Here is a 15,094-nt window from a genome sequence, read left to right on the forward strand (position 1 = left end):
TGAAGTGCAAGCGAACGGATAGGCGCGGGTTCAACAACTTCTCCGAGGATCGGAATGGACTCGTCAACAGCTGAGTCGAAAGACAGAAAACGGTCCGGGTTGCTGCTCCTGGCACCCGCGTCGCTTGTCCTTATCGTCTTCCTGTTGATCCCGGCCGGCATCGTCCTGCGGATAAGCTTTTATCCCGGTAGCACGAGCATTGGGGCAGAGGGTTACTCACTCGCTCAGTATGTGAAGTTCTTCAGCAACTCGCTGTACTTGTCAGTGCTTGGCGAGACGATAGCGTACGCGCTCATCGTTTGCCTTGGCTGCTTGGTCCTTGGCTTTCCCGTTGGCTATTCCCTCGCACGGCACTCGCCAGCTAAACGGCGTCTGCGCATGCTGATGGTGATCGTCCCTTTGACGTTAAGCCTGGTGGTGGTCGTCTTTGGCTGGATGGTGCTGCTGGGCCGGCAAGGTCTGGTCAATAGTATTATGGTATCGCTGGGGATTGTCTCGACTCCGCAGCAGCTTCTGTTCAATCGTACTGCAGTCGTAATCGTTCTGATTCAGCAATTTCTACCATTCATGATCCTTTCGGTCATGAATGTTGTGATGCAGATTGATCCTATTCTTGAGCAAGCCTCGACGAGCCTTCGTGCCAATCGCGCGCGGACCTTCATAAAGGTCATCATTCCTCTGTCGACGCCGGGGATCCTCGCAGGCCTGTCTCTGATATTCGTCATGGCTGTTTCTGCATTTGTGACCCCGCGGCTGGTTGGGGGACCGCGTGCCCAGATGGTCGGCGGATTTATCTATGATCAAATCCTCACGACAGCGAACTGGCCGTTCGGCGGCGCGATGGCATTCATTCTCCTTGCCATAGCCTTCGGACTGATGGCTGTCCTAAACGCGGTGATCATTCGCCCGCTCACGAGAGGCCTCCATGTTCGGTGACATCATCGATAGAGCACTGGCCAAGGCTGGCGTGTTGGTTCGCGCGCTTGTATATCTCACGCTAATTCTACCGGCCGTTATCGTGGTCGCCACGTCCTTTACGTCTGGGGAAGCGATGCGGTTCCCGCCGACCGGCTTCTCCCTGCGTTGGTATTACGCGTTCTGGCAGAGCTCGCTTTTTATCGACTCGCTGAGTCTGAGCCTCAAACTGGCTGCAATTGCGACAGCTCTATCGCTTGCTATCGGTTTCGCAGCTGCCTTCGCCATCGAGCGACATAAATTCTCTGGTCGAGAGCTCATACGGGGATTCATGCTTTCTCCGTTGCTGATTCCGGCGGTGGTCCTGGGCCTGGGACTGATGCAGTTGCAAGTCTGGATGGGCATAAGTCAGACTTTCCTCGGCCTGCTCATCGGACATGTCGTGGTGACGCTCCCCTATGTCGTCCGCACCCTCTCGGCCAGCATGGTGTTGTTCGATCGCAATCTAGAGCAGGCGGCAATGAGCTTGCGGGCAACGCCCGCGAGGGTCCTGTGGACAATTACGATCCCCCTGCTGGTACCGGGCATGATTTCCGCTGGCGTATTCGCGCTCGTCACGTCATTCGGAAATGTCAGTCTTTCAGTCTTTCTCGGAGCGGGAGGTAATGTCACCCTCCCAGTCCAGGTGCTGGCCTACGTTGAGCAAACCGTCGATCCGCTGGTTGCCGCCGTTTCCTCCGTCGTCATCATCTTCACATTGCTGGCCATCTTGATCGCCGACCGTATCTCGGGGCCGAAGTCCGTCATTTGAGGAGAAACATGCATAGTCTCGTTCAAGATGCTCGCATGTCCGGTCTGCGGAGCGAAACGATCGTCTCCTTTCGAAACCTTCGGAAGGACTACGGTGAAATCACGGTTGTGCCCGACTTTTCGCTCGAGATCCGCCGCGGCGAACTAGTGTGTCTTCTCGGCCCGTCGGGATGCGGCAAGACAACGACGCTGCGAATGTTGGCGGGGTTTGTTTCGCCGACAAGCGGAGAGATCCTGATCGAGGGGCAGGACGTGACTTGCATTCCCGCATACAAACGCGACGTCGGTATCGTCTTTCAGAACTACGCCCTCTTTCCGCACATGACCGTCGCCAAGAACGTGGAGTACGGGCTGGTCAATATTGGCATGAAGCGGCAGGAAAGGGGTGACCGCGTTCAGGACATGTTGCGCCGCGTGGAGCTTCAGCAGCTCGCCGCGCGCTATCCGCGAGAGCTCTCGGGAGGGCAGCAACAACGTGTTGCGCTCGCCCGAGCTCTTGCTCTTCAACCGAAAGTGCTCCTGCTGGATGAGCCGTTTTCGAATCTCGATGCGCAACTTCGCGTGCGTCTTCGAGAGGATCTGCACAACCTGATACGAAGTCTCGAGATGACCACGCTCTTTGTAACCCACGATCAAGAAGAGGCCCTTACACTCGCCGATCGTATTGTCGTCATGAACAAGGGTGCGGTGGAGCAGGTCGGCAGCCCGGAGGAGATCTACGATTCGCCGGCGACGAGGTTTGTCGCCCAATTCATCGGGCAATGCTCTCTCTTGGAAGGACATATCCTCGACGGGGAGATCTTTAGTGCGGACGATGGATTGACACTGCCCGCCGCCGGCCAGACAGGAAAAGCGACGGCCGTGATCAGGCCCGAAAGCATAAAGAAAGCGCACGAGATGCCATCGGTGCATGCGCGAAGGGCAATGATCGAGGCGAGTGACTATCACGGTGCCCTTACGCGACTCCACCTTCGCATTGGAGCATCCAAACTGATCATGGATACCCAGTTTCCCGTCGGCCAAAAGCCCACATCAGGGGAAGAGATCGACATCGCCATTGACCCGCGCGGCGTCCGTTTTGTACCCGCACTGCAATGATGATGTTGCGTGCACCGCGGATGGGGTCACGCCAAGCCTTCGTAAGCAGAATTGTATAGGAGGAATTCATGAAAAGACGGGACTTCCTTGCTCTTAGTGCCACGGCGGCTCTGGCGCCCCTTATGGCTCCGGCAGTGCACGCTCAGCAGAAGAAGTTTTCCGGCGTCACGCTCCGGATCAATGGCTACGGAGGAACATACGACAAGGCTCTCATCGAGGGTGTGGCGAAGCCTCTCGAGGAAAGCACCGGCCTCAAAATCGAATATATTCCCTCGACACCAAGTGCTGACATCGCCAAACTTATCTCGAACAAGAACAACCCGCACCTTGATATGTTCATGGCGGACAGCCCGCTCATGCCTCAGGCAATTGCGGGTGACATATTGGAGAGCTTCAGCGCTTCAGATGCTCCCAATCTCTCGCGCGTTCTTCCAGGTTTTCGTGAATTCGGCGACTACGGCGCGCCATTTAGTGTTGCGTCGATCGTACCCGTCTACAACTCGAGCACGGTCAAGCCGCCGCTGACCTCTTTCTCGGATATCGCGCGGCCCGACCTGAAGGGCAAGGTTGTGACCATGCCGGGCAATGTCTTTACGGGGTGGATTGTCTTACTTGCCCTGGCCGAAGGCAACGGCGGGTCTTTGGCAAACATGGAGCCGGCCTTCAAACTGATCTCGGCAGCAAAGGACAACATCATCGCGACGCCCCCAAGCTCGGTCGCGCAACTGCAAGCCTTTACCCAGGGAGAAGCGCAGGCAGGAACGCTTTGGGATGGTCGGGCCTTTGAGGCGAGGAAATCGGGAACGCCGCTCGAAACCGTTGTGGCACGAGAGGGCATTTACGCCGTCACTTCCTACACGAATATCGTCCGGGGATGCCGGAACAAGGAAGCTGCCCTCGCCTACATCAATCAGCTTCTTTCCGATCAGGGCATGCTTGCCGTGCCAAAAGCACTCCGCTACGGACCGACTACCGACGTCGCTCTCGGCGATATTGCGGCGGACATCCTCGTCAATTCTCGCGAACGGGCAGCACTGAAGCGGCAGATCGACTGGAAAGCCTTTATGGCGCAAGGGCCGGCTCTGGGAGAGAGGATGACCAAGGAGCTCCGGGGCTAGCAGGTCTTTAGCTTTTTTTGGCAGATCTCGGAGCCTCGGCCCTTCCACAGGATCGCTTCCTGCGGCCTTACGAACCCAGATCATTCCTCGGCAACGCATCGATTCAGTATGGTTGAGGTTGAGTCCGCGACGTGCGCCTAGGATATAAAACTCGCAGCATTGCTGCGCGATATCCTTAGGACTCGATCTTTCTGTCGGCTTCAGTCTGCTAATTTGCAGACTGAAGCTTCCACTCGACAGCGGCGAGACGACCATGGAAACACTCCGGAACAACTTGCTATCAACTTCTGAGCAGGATGCCTTGATCGAGATGCGTCACGCCATGCACCGCGAGCCGGAGCTATCCAATCAGGAGTGGAAGACTCAGCAACGAATTCGCGCAACACTGGATCGCTTCGGATTGACGGGCGTGCGGGCCTTTCACAAAACTGGCTTATACGTCGATATCGAAGGATTGGCCCCCGGGCCGCAGCGTTGTATCGCCGTCCGGGGCGACATCGATGCATTGCCGATCCAAGAAACGCGTGAAGATCTGCCCTACCGGTCGCAAGTGCCGGGCGTGATGCACGCCTGTGGCCACGACATGCATGCCTCGGTCGCGATGGGCACCGCGCTCGCGTTGCATCGGATGCGACAAACGTTTTCTGGCAAGGTGCGCGTATTTTTCCAACCTGCTGAGGAGGCTGAGCCCCTCGGTGGCCGATCGGTGGCAGAAGAAGGCTTGCTCCACGGATTCGACGCCGCCATCGGCTTCCACGTCAAAACCGACCTGCCCGTCGGCATGTACGGCGCACGCGCAGGCGCTGTAACCAAGTCGGCCGATCAATTCGCGCTAAAACTGATCGGGACCATGGCCCATGGGGCAAGGCCGCATGCCGGAGTGGACGCAATTGCCATGGCGGGGGCCTTCATCAACGAGGTCCAAAAGGTCGTATCGCGAGAGATGCCCTTTGACGATGGCGCGATCATCACGATCGGCACTATCGCCGGCGGCGAGGCTACAAATATTATCTGTCCTAGCGTCAACATGACAGGGACGATCAGAACGAGCAGCGCAGAGCGGAGAACGCTTTTGGTTCAGCGTGTTCGCGAAATCGCCGAAGGCGTCGCCGCCATGCATCGGGGGAAAGCAGAATTTTCTTACAGGCTCGGCGAGCCGCCTGTCGTCAATGACGCAGCGATGGTCGAAAGTTTTCAGCGGCTAGTCATCGAAACGGTCGGCGAAAACAAGTTTAGTTCGCCTGTCGCCGGCGGTGGTAGCGATGATTTCGGCTTCTATTCCGCGTGCGTGCCTTCGATCTATTTCTGGATTGGCAGCAAAGAACCGAACAACCAATCTGAGGTACACACGCCGACTTTCGGAGCCTCCGACAACCTGCTTGTTCCGACAACTGAGCTGACAGCTCGGTACTGCCTTGACATGCTGAATTCGTGACGGCGCTGATGTGCGATCTCCACCACAAATGATGCGCTCCTCAAATGGACGGCAGACGTCGCTCTGCCTTAGCCGCACATAGCGTCGTGTCACGCTCCAGCCTGTGGACGTCCAGGGTGATCACGCGGACACAGGCAACAACACAACAGAAGAACCCCATCATCTTAGCCAAGGAGTTGAAATCATGACGATGCCAAAGGGGACGCTAGTGTTCCCCCGCTCTGAATATCTGCGACGATTGAGTGCAGTTAAATCGGATATGGAACGACGAGAGATTGAAGTTCTGGTGGTCACAGCCCCAGCACATATTACATACCTTACGGGATATACGTCGAAATCAGGATATGTGCCTCAAGGCCTGGTCGTCAGTTTGAAGGATGAAGAACCAACCTTCATTACTCGGCGTATGGACGGACCGGCGGCTCTCCACCAGATGTACATCGATCGTAGTCGCGTGATCGGCTATCCGGAGGCCCTCATCGCCAATCCCGAGCGGGACGGATACGATGCAATCATCGATTTCATTCTGGAGAAGGGTCTTGGCCGCAAGGGGATTGGCCTTGAGGCGAAGCTCCTGCCGGCTTTGACTGTTGAGAAGTTCAAGTCGCGAGCGGATGGGGCGAAGATCGTTGATTGCACGAACGCTATTACCTGGATTCGAGGCGTGAAATCGGATCTGGAAATCGCGATGATGCGCGAAGCCGGCGCCATTTCCGATGCCGGAATGCTCAAAGCGAAGGACGTTATTCGCCCGGGTGTCCGGGAAGCCGATGCATCCGCCGAGATCATTGCTACGCTGGTGCGGGGCGCCAACGGTAAGCCCGGAACCGATGTCGCTGGTTTCTTTCTGTGCGCGACGCCCCGCACGTCTACGTGTCACATTCGATGGACCGAAGATGTCTTTCAGCCGGGCTCCCAGATCAATCTCGAATTCAGCGGTGTACGCCACGGGTATACGTCTCCCCTGATGCGGACGATCTCAATCGGCAAGCCGTCGGACAATATTCGCCGGCTGCATGAAGGAGAGGTTGCCGGCTTGGAAGCGGCGCTCGCCGCAGCCAAGACCGGAAACACCTGCAGCGATGTCGCGGTGGCCTTCAATGCCACGCTGAAGAAGCATGGCTTTGAGAAGGAGTCCCGGTGTGGCTATGCCGTCGGGATCGATTGGACTGAACCAACCGCCAGTCTGAAGGAAGGTGATATGACAGTCCTGAAGCCGAATATGACCTTTCACCTCATGCTTGGGAACTGGATCGATGAAGATGTCGGCTATGTGATCAGCGAAACGTTTCGCGTTACCGACGCAGGCGGCGAATCGTTCACGAACATTCCACGCGAGCTGTTCGAAGTTTGATCCGACGTATCTTCGCACCAATTCCAACCACCCGCAGGCACGGCGATCCCGAGCCTGCGGGTCATCGTTCTGTTCAAGATGGCTCACACACCCAATCGCGCTTCATTGGCACTAGGGTCATGACTTGCTGACCGAGGAGTTCGATAGCTACCGCTCCCCCATAGCAGCCCGTCGAGTTTGAGGCGCCTTCAATCGCGAGCCGCCGGTGCAATGCGGCAAGGTGTGGCTCAAACCTTAACGCGTTTCAGTCTTTCGCGCGGAAGCTAGGAGCATTCGCCTGAGCACTTCCTGACGGAGAGCGCAGAATCGGTTGCTGCCGCGGATGCCGTGTTACAGCAATGGCGACGTTTGGCGGGGGCTCACCTAGTCTGGCAGACATAGAGACGGTGCGACATCGCGCGCGGAATCGCAAGATGCGGAAGAGCCATACTTGGCGCCGGCTATAGCTCATCCTTTCAACAGGCTCGGCGCCTCCGAGAAAACGGCGCCGTTACCGCGGTCTCGCGATGCACTTGCCGGCGGCCATATCGCCTTGGACGGCACGAACAAGAAAAGTATGATTCTTGCTGCCCTGCTACCTAGTTTCTGTCGCGAAACACATTTCGCCCTTTAAAATACGGGGTATCGCGCGATTTTCGAGTACGTTTTTTCTTGCGACGCACATGTGCACGGTATCACATACTTCATATGAAGCATGTTGATTCGGAATCGCCTTCTGATGTCGCGCACTGGCTGCGGAGTGAATCGGCAATTCTTTGGCCTGCGCTTCTCGGTTCGCTGAGCCTGCGGCGGAGCCGGTGCATCCGCGAGAATTGCGCGGCGTGCCGGTCTGGCGAACAGCATCAAAGCTATGTCCTGTACGGTCGGGCAAATGGGCGCCGTGTTGCCGTCTACGTGCCGGAAGAGCTTGTGCCGGAGGTCCAGCGCAGCCTGGACAACGGGCGCGCGCTGCAGGATCTGCTGCACCAAGCGGCGCCGCGATACGTGAAGGCGCTGAAGCGAGCCCGCGCCGGAGCTGCGGAGAGCGACGAGGATTGAGCAGTGTCTCGGACAGCGGAGCGGCAGGTCAGTTTTGCTGATTGGAAGCTGGTGCGTCAGGGCCTGCGGCTGGAGCCGTTGCTGCAGGCCATTTCCGATTTTCTTGACGACCAGAAGGACCTGATCGACCAAGTCCGCTGCGATCTGACGCGGGGCTTGAAGAAGGCCGAGACGGGTCGCAGCGGCCTGACGCCGCAACAGGTGCTGCGCTCGCTGGTTCTGATGCGCGTCAAGAACTGGAACTATCGCGAATTACGTGAGCGGATTGCCGACGGATGCACACTACGCCAGTTCACGGACTTCTATTGTCTGGCGGTGCCGCGACACGATGCGTTCCACCGCGGCTTCAATCGGCTCACGCCCGAGACGCTCAAGGCGATCAATGATCTGGTGGTGCAGGCGGCCGTCGAGCTCGGACTGGAGGACGGCCAAAAGCTGCGCGTCGACACCACGGTGGTGCAGACTGACATTCATCATCCGACCGACAATACGCTGTTGTGGGATGTCGTTCGTGTTGTCACGCGCCTGATCGGTCGTCTTGCCGCAGCGCTGGGGCGCCGGCGTATCAAGGGGTTCCGGAACCGGACGCGGTCGGCGCGGCGCCGGATGCAAGAGATTCAAAGGATGACCTCAAGGCAGCGCCAGGATCATCAGACCGGGACATACCGTGAGCTCATCGGCATCGCCGAGGAGGTCATCGAAAGTGCACGAATGGCGCTCCGGCGGACCGGCAAAGCACGCGGCAAAGATATGATCACCGATCTGGCGATCGCGGAGACGCGCAAGGAGCTTGAGCACTTTTGTGCTCTGGGAGCTCGTGTGACGGATCAGTCGCGCCGCCGTGTGCTCAACGGCGAGCAGGTCCCAACGGTCGAGAAGCTCTATTCGATTTTTGAGCCCCACACGGACCTCATCAAGCGCGGTAAGGTTCAGTCGCCGATCGAGTTCGGCCACAAGGTCTTCCTCGCCGAAAGCGCACGCGGCTTGATCACGCAGTATGAAGTGTTGGACGGAAATCCCATCGACGAACAGCATGTGGTTATCTCGCTGGTACGCCACAGGCAAACCTTCGGCGACGTCCCCAAATTATATGGATCGGATCGCGGCTTCTTCAGCGATAAGAACGTGATGTCGTGCAAGCAGTAAGGCGTCAAGGCGGTGTGCATCCCACAGCGGGGCGGCACCAAGTCGCCCGAGCGCGAAGCCTATGAGAAGAGCCGGGAGTTCAAGGACGGCCAGCGCTTTCGTGCGGGCATCGAGGGGCGCATCTCGGTGTTGTTCCGCGGTCGCGGCATGAAGCGCTGTCTCGCCGAAGGTCGCGAGCGCTTTGAGCTATGGGTTGCAGCCGCCGTGCTCGCCAACAACCTCATGAAGATCGCAGCCCTGGTGACGGAACGGTCATCGCGCAGACGAAAAGCCGCCTAACGATATCCTTCAAGTCACATCGTTTGTCGCGGCACGATATCCCGCCGTACTATCTTGCAACCGCCGTCGTCCCTGTGGCGCTTGGTGAAATCGCGACGAAAATCAGCGTCTAAATGCCCGGTAAATGCCCGCATCCAACGTCAGTTCACCCGGGTTTTATTGGGGAAATGGCGCGCCTAAGTCCAAATGAAGGTGTTTCGCGACAGAAACTACCTAGGCATGTGCGTTAGGAATCTGTATCAATTCGCAATATTTGCTTATGTTTGGGGGCATTTATATCGATGGCCGTCTTGGCATTTGAGATCCTTATTGATGACACTCTTGCCAAAATCACCTCCGTTGCTCAGCTCACGGGCCTCATAAACAAACGGGTTCTTAGCTTAATCAATGATTTCGAGGACGCCGAGTGGCGGTATCCCAAATTTCAGAGTTACCTCTGGGATAACATAGCTCAAACCGCCCTGTCGCAGAGAGAGCGATCAGCACTTGTGGACCAAAATCACAGCAGCCTCATGGCGGCCGCTCAGAACCTTAGATTGACTGACAAGGATGAGATGGGCCAGGGCAGCGAAATAGCAGAAGTGTTCTTATATGGACTGATGCGTCATCGCTTCGGAGCATTACCTGTCGTTCCGAAGATATTTTACAAGCAGAACGTTCAGGATAACGCAAAGGGGGCAGATAGCGTTCATATCGTAGTGAACGGCGACGATTTTACACTCTGGTTCGGCGAGGTGAAGTTCTACACCTCCATCGCTGACGCTAGGCTCGACGCAGTGGTGACTTCAGTATTGAACTCGCTATCGACCGATAAGCTGAAGAAAGAAAACGCGATCATAACCAGCGTTTCGGATCTGGATGGGCTGCCGATTGCCCCAACTCTTCGCGACAAGATCAAGGCCGCTTTGGATAATCGAGAATCCATCGACAATCTGAAATCGAGAATTCACATTCCAATTCTCTTGCTGCACGAATGCGCGACGACGGCAGGCACCAAAGAACTGTCGAAGAAATATAAAGCAGAGATGGCTGCATTCCACAAAGAAAGAGCTGAGTCCTACTTTGCCAGGCAGCTCGCAAAGGCCGGCTCGGTTCACAAATACGACGATCTGAACTTCCATATCATACTGTTCCCGGTTCCAAGCAAGAAGAAGATCGTTGACGCGTTTGTGCAGGCCGTCGCGTTCTACAAGGGGCAGCCGTAATGGAAATTTTTGAGACCTGTCAGGAGATCAATGGCCTGCTGTCCGTGCGGAACGAGATGGCCGCCAGAAATTTGTTGGTTCGGTTGCTGGCCGAGTTGGATCGAACCAACACGCCCTACCCCCATGTGGTGAACCACATGATCCGAGCAACGGGTCTGTTTCCCTACCTGCAACTCGAAAGCGCATCGTGGGACGAAAAATATGTACACCGAGCCTTTTAGGTCGACGTCGGCCGTCGATTGGCAACCCTGCACCGTGAGCAATCCAATGTCCTGGCAAGGCTCCTGGACGGAAAGAGCATCGCCGTAAGCGCGCCGACGAGCTTCGGGAAGAGCTTCATCATCGACGCATTTATAGCCGCGAAGCATCCAGACACCGTCGTAATCATTGTTCCGACGATCGCTCTGATGGACGAAACGCGAAGGCGGCTCTTTAAGAAATTCTCGGAGCACTACACCATCATAACGGCGCCCGATACGCGGCTCGGACCTAATCTAGAGCTTGCTGTCCGACGACCTCCGTTCCGTTGACAAATCACACCCGGGATGAGTTTCGGCAATGACATAGCTAGCCGCTATTGGCGGTCTCGGCGAGCTTGAAGATCATTTTCGAGAGGAGCATCTCTTGAGGCGCAGGGTGTAATGGTGCGCTGTCGCGAGATGCGCTCCCGATGACGTTCGTCGCGCGTAGATGCTTGGGAATCTCGGCTGGTAGTACGAGGGAGAGAAGCGCGTCGCGATAATCGATCAAGCAGTTCGGCGCCGTTTTTCTATGGCACAGTCTCCATAGTGGCAGCTTTGAGGAAACCAAGAGAGAGCGTGCTGTTATTGTCCCGGAGCAGAATCGCATGGTCGAGGAGTCGCAGTGATGGCCTATAAAATTATCGTTTTCAGTGCACGTATGTGTGGCGTGTCAATTCGAGTGCCCTCAACGCCTCGTCCCAGAGCGCCACTCCAGACTCGGTTCGCGCCTACACAAATTGCTCGGTGGCGCTCTTCGACCGTTCCGTCGTACCGGCACCTGCGGCGCCTCCTTTGCGCATAACGCACCCGAAAGGGTTGCCATCAAGTGGTAAACCTGTGGTCGGGGAGCAGGTGCCAGACCGATCGTCGCACCACACGCCATCCGGGTTGTACGATCAAGCTATGGCACCGACCTCGGCAAGCGGCAGGCGATGGGCAGGCCGCCTGCAAAGATAGCACGCTTGCAAGCTCAGGTTTGCTTCGGGTGGAGATACTTTATCAAAGCCCCGCTGGACTAATTGCCTCCGATCCTCCACCAGGCAGCTTAAATCAGCTGCGGGAATACTACTAAGCCTAGTAGGTTCGTTGTTCCCGGTTCTCAGGTAGGTGGAGCATTGTAAGAGACGCGCAACGTGCAACATAACGCGTGCGAACACCCGCTCAGCTTCCGGTCGCTGTGCTAATAGATCTGAGAAAGTCTGGCTGTGCATTGAATCGCTCACTTGCAGAGGAGACGACCATGGGTAGAACGATTTGCGAACGACGTAGAATGCAGGCCTTCGAAGCTCTAGAATCAAACGTCCGGTCCTATTCACGTTCGTTCCCGGCCATCTTCAGTCGAGCGCTCGGCTCCACTATGTCAACGGAGGCAGGCCGAACGGTCATTGATTTCCTCTCCGGTGCTGGAACGCTGAATTACGGTCACAACAATCGCGACATCAAAGCGGCTATTACTGAGTATCTAGCGTCGGATGCCCTAGTCCACGGGCTCGACATGGCAACGCCTGCAAAGCTTGAGTTTATGGAGACGTTCAACTCCGTCATACTTCGGGAGCGCGATCTGCAATACCGATTCCAATTCACCGGACCAACAGGTGCTAACGCTATCGAAGCAGCTTTAAAGCTCTCACGCAAAATCACGGGACGTCAAAATATCATTTCATTTACGCGCGGATATCATGGCATGAGTCTAGGAGCGATCGCCGCGACTGGTAATCGTTTTTATCGCAAAGCCAGCGGCAACACTTTGTCTGGCGCAACTTTCATGCCTTATGATGGCTATCTTGGGCCAGCTGTTGATACGGCTGACTACCTGCGAAGCGTATTGATGGACGAGAGCAGTGGTGTCGACAGTCCAGCGGCGATCCTCGTCGAAACTGTGCAGGGAGAAGGCGGCATAAATGTAGCTAGCAAGGAATGGTTGCAGTCAATTGCGGCTACAGCAAAAAGTGTTGGGGCGCTTTTTATAGTCGACGATATCCAAATGGGCTGTGGTCGCACGGGCGAATTCTTTAGCTTCGAGTTCGCGACGTTGTCACCGGATATTGTCGTACTGTCGAAATCGCTAAGTGGATACGGTCTGCCATTATCAATGTTGTTGATCAAAGAGGGGGTTGACGCATGGCTGCCAGGAGAACACACGGGCACGTTTCGAGGAAACAACCTTGCACTTGTATCCGCAACAGCGGCTATAAATCTTTATTGGCGCAGCCGGACTTTCTCGCAAAGTGTTCAGCGCTTGGGAGAGCTTATGCGGCGGCGACTTGAGACCATTGCATCTCGGCATGGAACCAGTTTTTCTGTTCGAGGGCGGGGTATGGCGTTGGGTTTTGATTGCAGATTGGCTGAGATCGCAGAGGCTACGACCCGCAAGGCATTTGAGAAGGGATTGATTCTCGAACGATGCGGGCCAGTTGATCAGGTCATTAAATTTCTGCCTGCACTCACGATCGACCGGGAGACACTAAATCAAGGCCTTGAGATATTCGACGAATCGTTGGTCGAAACGCTGAGTAGGCGAGGGTGTGATGGTTTGGTCACCTGTTGATCCATTTAACAAGTGAAGGAAAGTGATGGCATACGAGACGATCAAATATGAGCTCGCCGAGCAGATACTCACAATCACCCTGAACCGGCCGGAGAAGCTCAACGCTTGGACATTGATCATGTGTCGGGAACTAATAGGAGCATTCGATCGGGCCGACCAGGATGACGACGTTCGCGCAATCATTGTAACAGGGGAAGGTCGCGCTTTTTGCGCCGGGGCTGATCTCTCTCCGGCTGCCGACTCATTTGACATCGACGTGAGGCGCGGGGCGGTGAAACGGCTACCCGATAACACCGTGGATTACAGCGATTCCAATCTCCGCGACAGCGGCGGCCAGCTCACCTTACGGATCTTCAGATGCCTGAAGCCTGTAATCGCCGCGGTGAACGGGCCAGCGATCGGTATCGGGGTCAACATGCAGCTCGCGATGGATATCCGCATTGCGTCTGAAGCCGCGCTCTTTGGATTTGTGTTCTCGCAGCTTGGCATTGTGCCGGAGGGGGCCTCGAGCTGGTTCCTGCCGCGCATCGTCGGCATCGCGCAAGCGCTGGAGTGGTGTTATGCCGCAAGGGTATTCCCAGCGCAGGAAGCGCTGGCTGGCCGACTAGTCAGCAGGGTAGTTCCGCCGGATCAACTGCTGCCCACGGCGCGGTCCTTGGCCCGCGACATTGTCGAGAAGAAGGCTCCTGTATCGATCGCGCTCACCCGGCAGATGATGTGGCGTATGTTGGGCGCCGATGACCCTATGGAAGCCCACAAGATCGACAGCCGCATCAGTTATGCGCTGGGTCGTTCCCGCGATGCCAGGGAAGGTGTAATAGCTTTCTTGGAGAAGCGGCCTGCGGTGTTCAAGGACAAGGTATCGGTAGATATGCCGGATTGTTTTCCATGGTGGACAGAGCGGGAGTACAAATAGTCTTCCGTCATTCCGCGCGCCGGGACCTTGCGTCTATTTGCTGCACGCGAGAGGTGGAATGCATCGGCAAGGGTCGACCTTAGAGTCCGTTTTGAAATTCAGGGATGGGCGTTTCTGCGGATGAGATTGCCGCCCATGGCGACGAGGATCATGGCGTGCGAGACGTCGATGCGCTTCTCGTAGTCGCGCACGAGGCGCCGCCAGCGGGTCATCCAGCCGAAGGTTCGCTCCACCACCCAGCGGCGGGGCAGAACCTGGAAGCCCCGCTGATCGTCGCAGCGCTTGATGATCTCAATGACGAAGTCGAGGTAGGCGGCCTTGTCCATGAGCTTGAGGCGATCGTAGGCGCCGTCAGCGAACAGGTGCTTCACCCAGGGCCAGCGCTTACGGATGCTGTCCAGAATGGCCTGGGCACCGGCGCTGTCGGAGATGTCGGCGGTCGTCAGATTGACCATCAGCAAGCGGCCATCGGTGTCGACGGCGATATGGCGCTTGCGGCCCACGATTTTCTTGCCGGCGTCGTAACCTCTTGTTTCTGCGTGCGGAGCCTTGACCGACTGGCTGTCGATCACCCCCGCCGACGGGCTCGCCTCGCGGCCAGCCCGCTCACGGTCCAGCATCAGCGCTACATCATGTGTCGTTGACTGTCGAAAACCGCGCAAAAATGACGACAAGGTATGACGGCAGTAGAGCGAAGGCGTCCGCACGCGCGCTCACCGATAGCGCCGTAGCGGGCGGACGCCTTTGCGGCGACGACCAACGTCTGAGTTGAGGAATAAAAGACGCGGGGCACGTCTCCGGGGCCCTGAGGCATCCTTTCGACGTACCCCGCTTTGCGCCTGCCTTATGGTAGATCTGCGGGTAATCAGCGCCGCAGAAACAAAACCGGGCGTAACACCGATCTCAACTGGCAAGTGGGGCTCGATGTCACGCCCCTCGGATGGTGCGCGGCCTGCACTATCGCACTGTCCGCGCGTTCCGTCGACCTTT

Annotated in this window: 14 protein-coding genes and 1 pseudogene; 14 read left to right on the forward strand and 1 reads right to left on the reverse strand. The window is 56.8% G+C overall.

The window, feature by feature from the left end; translation table 11 throughout:
- Positions 1 to 54: 54 nt before the first annotated feature.
- The 14 genes from NLM31_RS08215 to NLM31_RS08280 all read left to right on the forward strand — a co-directional run bounded on the left by NLM31_RS08215 (position 55) and on the right by NLM31_RS08280 (position 14,104).
- On the forward strand, positions 55 to 936 hold the full coding sequence (locus NLM31_RS08215; protein WP_254191988.1) for an ABC transporter permease: 882 nt from the start codon (positions 55 to 57) through the stop codon (positions 934 to 936).
- On the forward strand, positions 926 to 1,726 hold the full coding sequence (locus NLM31_RS08220) for an ABC transporter permease (protein ID WP_254191989.1): 801 nt from the start codon (positions 926 to 928) through the stop codon (positions 1,724 to 1,726). The genes NLM31_RS08215 and NLM31_RS08220 overlap by 11 nt, the downstream gene beginning before the upstream one ends.
- Before the next feature lie 35 nt (positions 1,727 to 1,761).
- Positions 1,762 to 2,823, forward strand: a complete 1,062-nt coding sequence (locus NLM31_RS08225) for an ABC transporter ATP-binding protein (RefSeq protein ID WP_254191990.1) — start codon at positions 1,762 to 1,764, stop codon at positions 2,821 to 2,823.
- Positions 2,824 to 2,891: 68 nt separating this feature from the next.
- On the forward strand, positions 2,892 to 3,941 hold the full coding sequence (locus NLM31_RS08230) for an extracellular solute-binding protein (protein WP_254191991.1): 1,050 nt from the start codon (positions 2,892 to 2,894) through the stop codon (positions 3,939 to 3,941).
- Positions 3,942 to 4,194: 253 nt separating this feature from the next.
- A complete protein-coding gene (locus tag NLM31_RS08235) occupies positions 4,195 to 5,376 on the forward strand; it encodes a M20 family metallopeptidase (RefSeq protein ID WP_254191992.1) in 1,182 nt (393 codons plus the stop codon).
- A 184-nt stretch (positions 5,377 to 5,560) separates the two neighbouring features.
- Positions 5,561 to 6,730, forward strand: coding sequence for a Xaa-Pro peptidase family protein (locus NLM31_RS08240; protein WP_254191993.1), 1,170 nt, complete (start codon positions 5,561 to 5,563; stop codon positions 6,728 to 6,730).
- A 687-nt stretch (positions 6,731 to 7,417) separates the two neighbouring features.
- A complete protein-coding gene (locus tag NLM31_RS08245) occupies positions 7,418 to 7,768 on the forward strand; it encodes a DUF6788 family protein (RefSeq protein ID WP_254191994.1) in 351 nt (116 codons plus the stop codon).
- A gap of 3 nt (positions 7,769 to 7,771) precedes the next feature.
- Positions 7,772 to 8,914 (forward strand): transposase, encoded by a 1,143-nt coding sequence (locus tag NLM31_RS08250; RefSeq protein ID WP_254191995.1) that lies wholly within the window; start codon positions 7,772 to 7,774, stop codon positions 8,912 to 8,914.
- 12 nt (positions 8,915 to 8,926) lie between these two features.
- Positions 8,927 to 9,193: a transposase gene (locus tag NLM31_RS08255; RefSeq protein ID WP_254191996.1), complete on the forward strand. Its 267-nt coding sequence runs from the start codon at positions 8,927 to 8,929 to the stop codon at positions 9,191 to 9,193.
- A 281-nt stretch (positions 9,194 to 9,474) separates the two neighbouring features.
- Positions 9,475 to 10,398, forward strand: a complete 924-nt coding sequence (locus tag NLM31_RS08260) for a DUF1837 domain-containing protein (protein ID WP_254191997.1) — start codon at positions 9,475 to 9,477, stop codon at positions 10,396 to 10,398.
- Entirely contained in the window at positions 10,398 to 10,619 is a 222-nt protein-coding gene (locus NLM31_RS08265) for a hypothetical protein (RefSeq protein ID WP_254191998.1), read from the forward strand. Before NLM31_RS08260 ends, NLM31_RS08265 begins: the two co-directional genes overlap by 1 nt.
- A gap of 18 nt (positions 10,620 to 10,637) precedes the next feature.
- Positions 10,638 to 10,928: a DEAD/DEAH box helicase gene (locus tag NLM31_RS08270; RefSeq protein ID WP_254191999.1), complete on the forward strand. Its 291-nt coding sequence runs from the start codon at positions 10,638 to 10,640 to the stop codon at positions 10,926 to 10,928.
- 982 nt (positions 10,929 to 11,910) lie between these two features.
- Positions 11,911 to 13,188, forward strand: coding sequence for a diaminobutyrate--2-oxoglutarate transaminase (gene ectB, locus NLM31_RS08275; RefSeq protein ID WP_254196153.1), 1,278 nt, complete (start codon positions 11,911 to 11,913; stop codon positions 13,186 to 13,188).
- 25 nt (positions 13,189 to 13,213) lie between these two features.
- The gene (locus NLM31_RS08280; protein ID WP_254192000.1) at positions 13,214 to 14,104 is read left to right on the forward strand and encodes a crotonase/enoyl-CoA hydratase family protein; all 891 of its coding nucleotides are present in this window, start codon (positions 13,214 to 13,216) and stop codon (positions 14,102 to 14,104) included.
- Between the two features lie 98 nt (positions 14,105 to 14,202).
- On the opposite strand, the pseudogene NLM31_RS08285 reads toward NLM31_RS08280, so the two are convergent.
- A pseudogene (locus NLM31_RS08285) lies at positions 14,203 to 14,748 on the reverse strand (IS5 family transposase); the annotation flags it as partial.
- Positions 14,749 to 15,094 lie beyond the last annotated feature (346 nt).

The sequence above is a fragment of the Bradyrhizobium sp. CCGUVB4N genome (genome assembly GCF_024199945.1).
Classification (GTDB): Bacteria; Pseudomonadota; Alphaproteobacteria; order Rhizobiales; family Xanthobacteraceae; genus Bradyrhizobium.

Excerpts from the sequence above, each read along its gene's own strand:
- NLM31_RS08280 (WP_254192000.1), top strand. The coding sequence starts at position 13,214 with ATGGCATACGAGACGATCAAATATGAGCTCGCCGAGCAGATACTCACA.
- NLM31_RS08215 (WP_254191988.1), top strand. The coding sequence starts at position 55 with ATGGACTCGTCAACAGCTGAGTCGAAAGACAGAAAACGGTCCGGGTTG.
- ectB (WP_254196153.1), top strand. The coding sequence starts at position 11,911 with ATGCAGGCCTTCGAAGCTCTAGAATCAAACGTCCGGTCCTATTCACGT.
- NLM31_RS08230 (WP_254191991.1), top strand. The coding sequence starts at position 2,892 with ATGAAAAGACGGGACTTCCTTGCTCTTAGTGCCACGGCGGCTCTGGCG.
- NLM31_RS08245 (WP_254191994.1), top strand. The coding sequence starts at position 7,418 with ATGAAGCATGTTGATTCGGAATCGCCTTCTGATGTCGCGCACTGGCTG.
- NLM31_RS08265 (WP_254191998.1), top strand. The coding sequence starts at position 10,398 with ATGGAAATTTTTGAGACCTGTCAGGAGATCAATGGCCTGCTGTCCGTG.
- NLM31_RS08240 (WP_254191993.1), top strand. The coding sequence starts at position 5,561 with ATGACGATGCCAAAGGGGACGCTAGTGTTCCCCCGCTCTGAATATCTG.
- NLM31_RS08220 (WP_254191989.1), top strand. The coding sequence starts at position 926 with ATGTTCGGTGACATCATCGATAGAGCACTGGCCAAGGCTGGCGTGTTG.
- NLM31_RS08235 (WP_254191992.1), top strand. The coding sequence starts at position 4,195 with ATGGAAACACTCCGGAACAACTTGCTATCAACTTCTGAGCAGGATGCC.
- NLM31_RS08225 (WP_254191990.1), top strand. The coding sequence starts at position 1,762 with ATGTCCGGTCTGCGGAGCGAAACGATCGTCTCCTTTCGAAACCTTCGG.
- NLM31_RS08260 (WP_254191997.1), top strand. The coding sequence starts at position 9,475 with ATGGCCGTCTTGGCATTTGAGATCCTTATTGATGACACTCTTGCCAAA.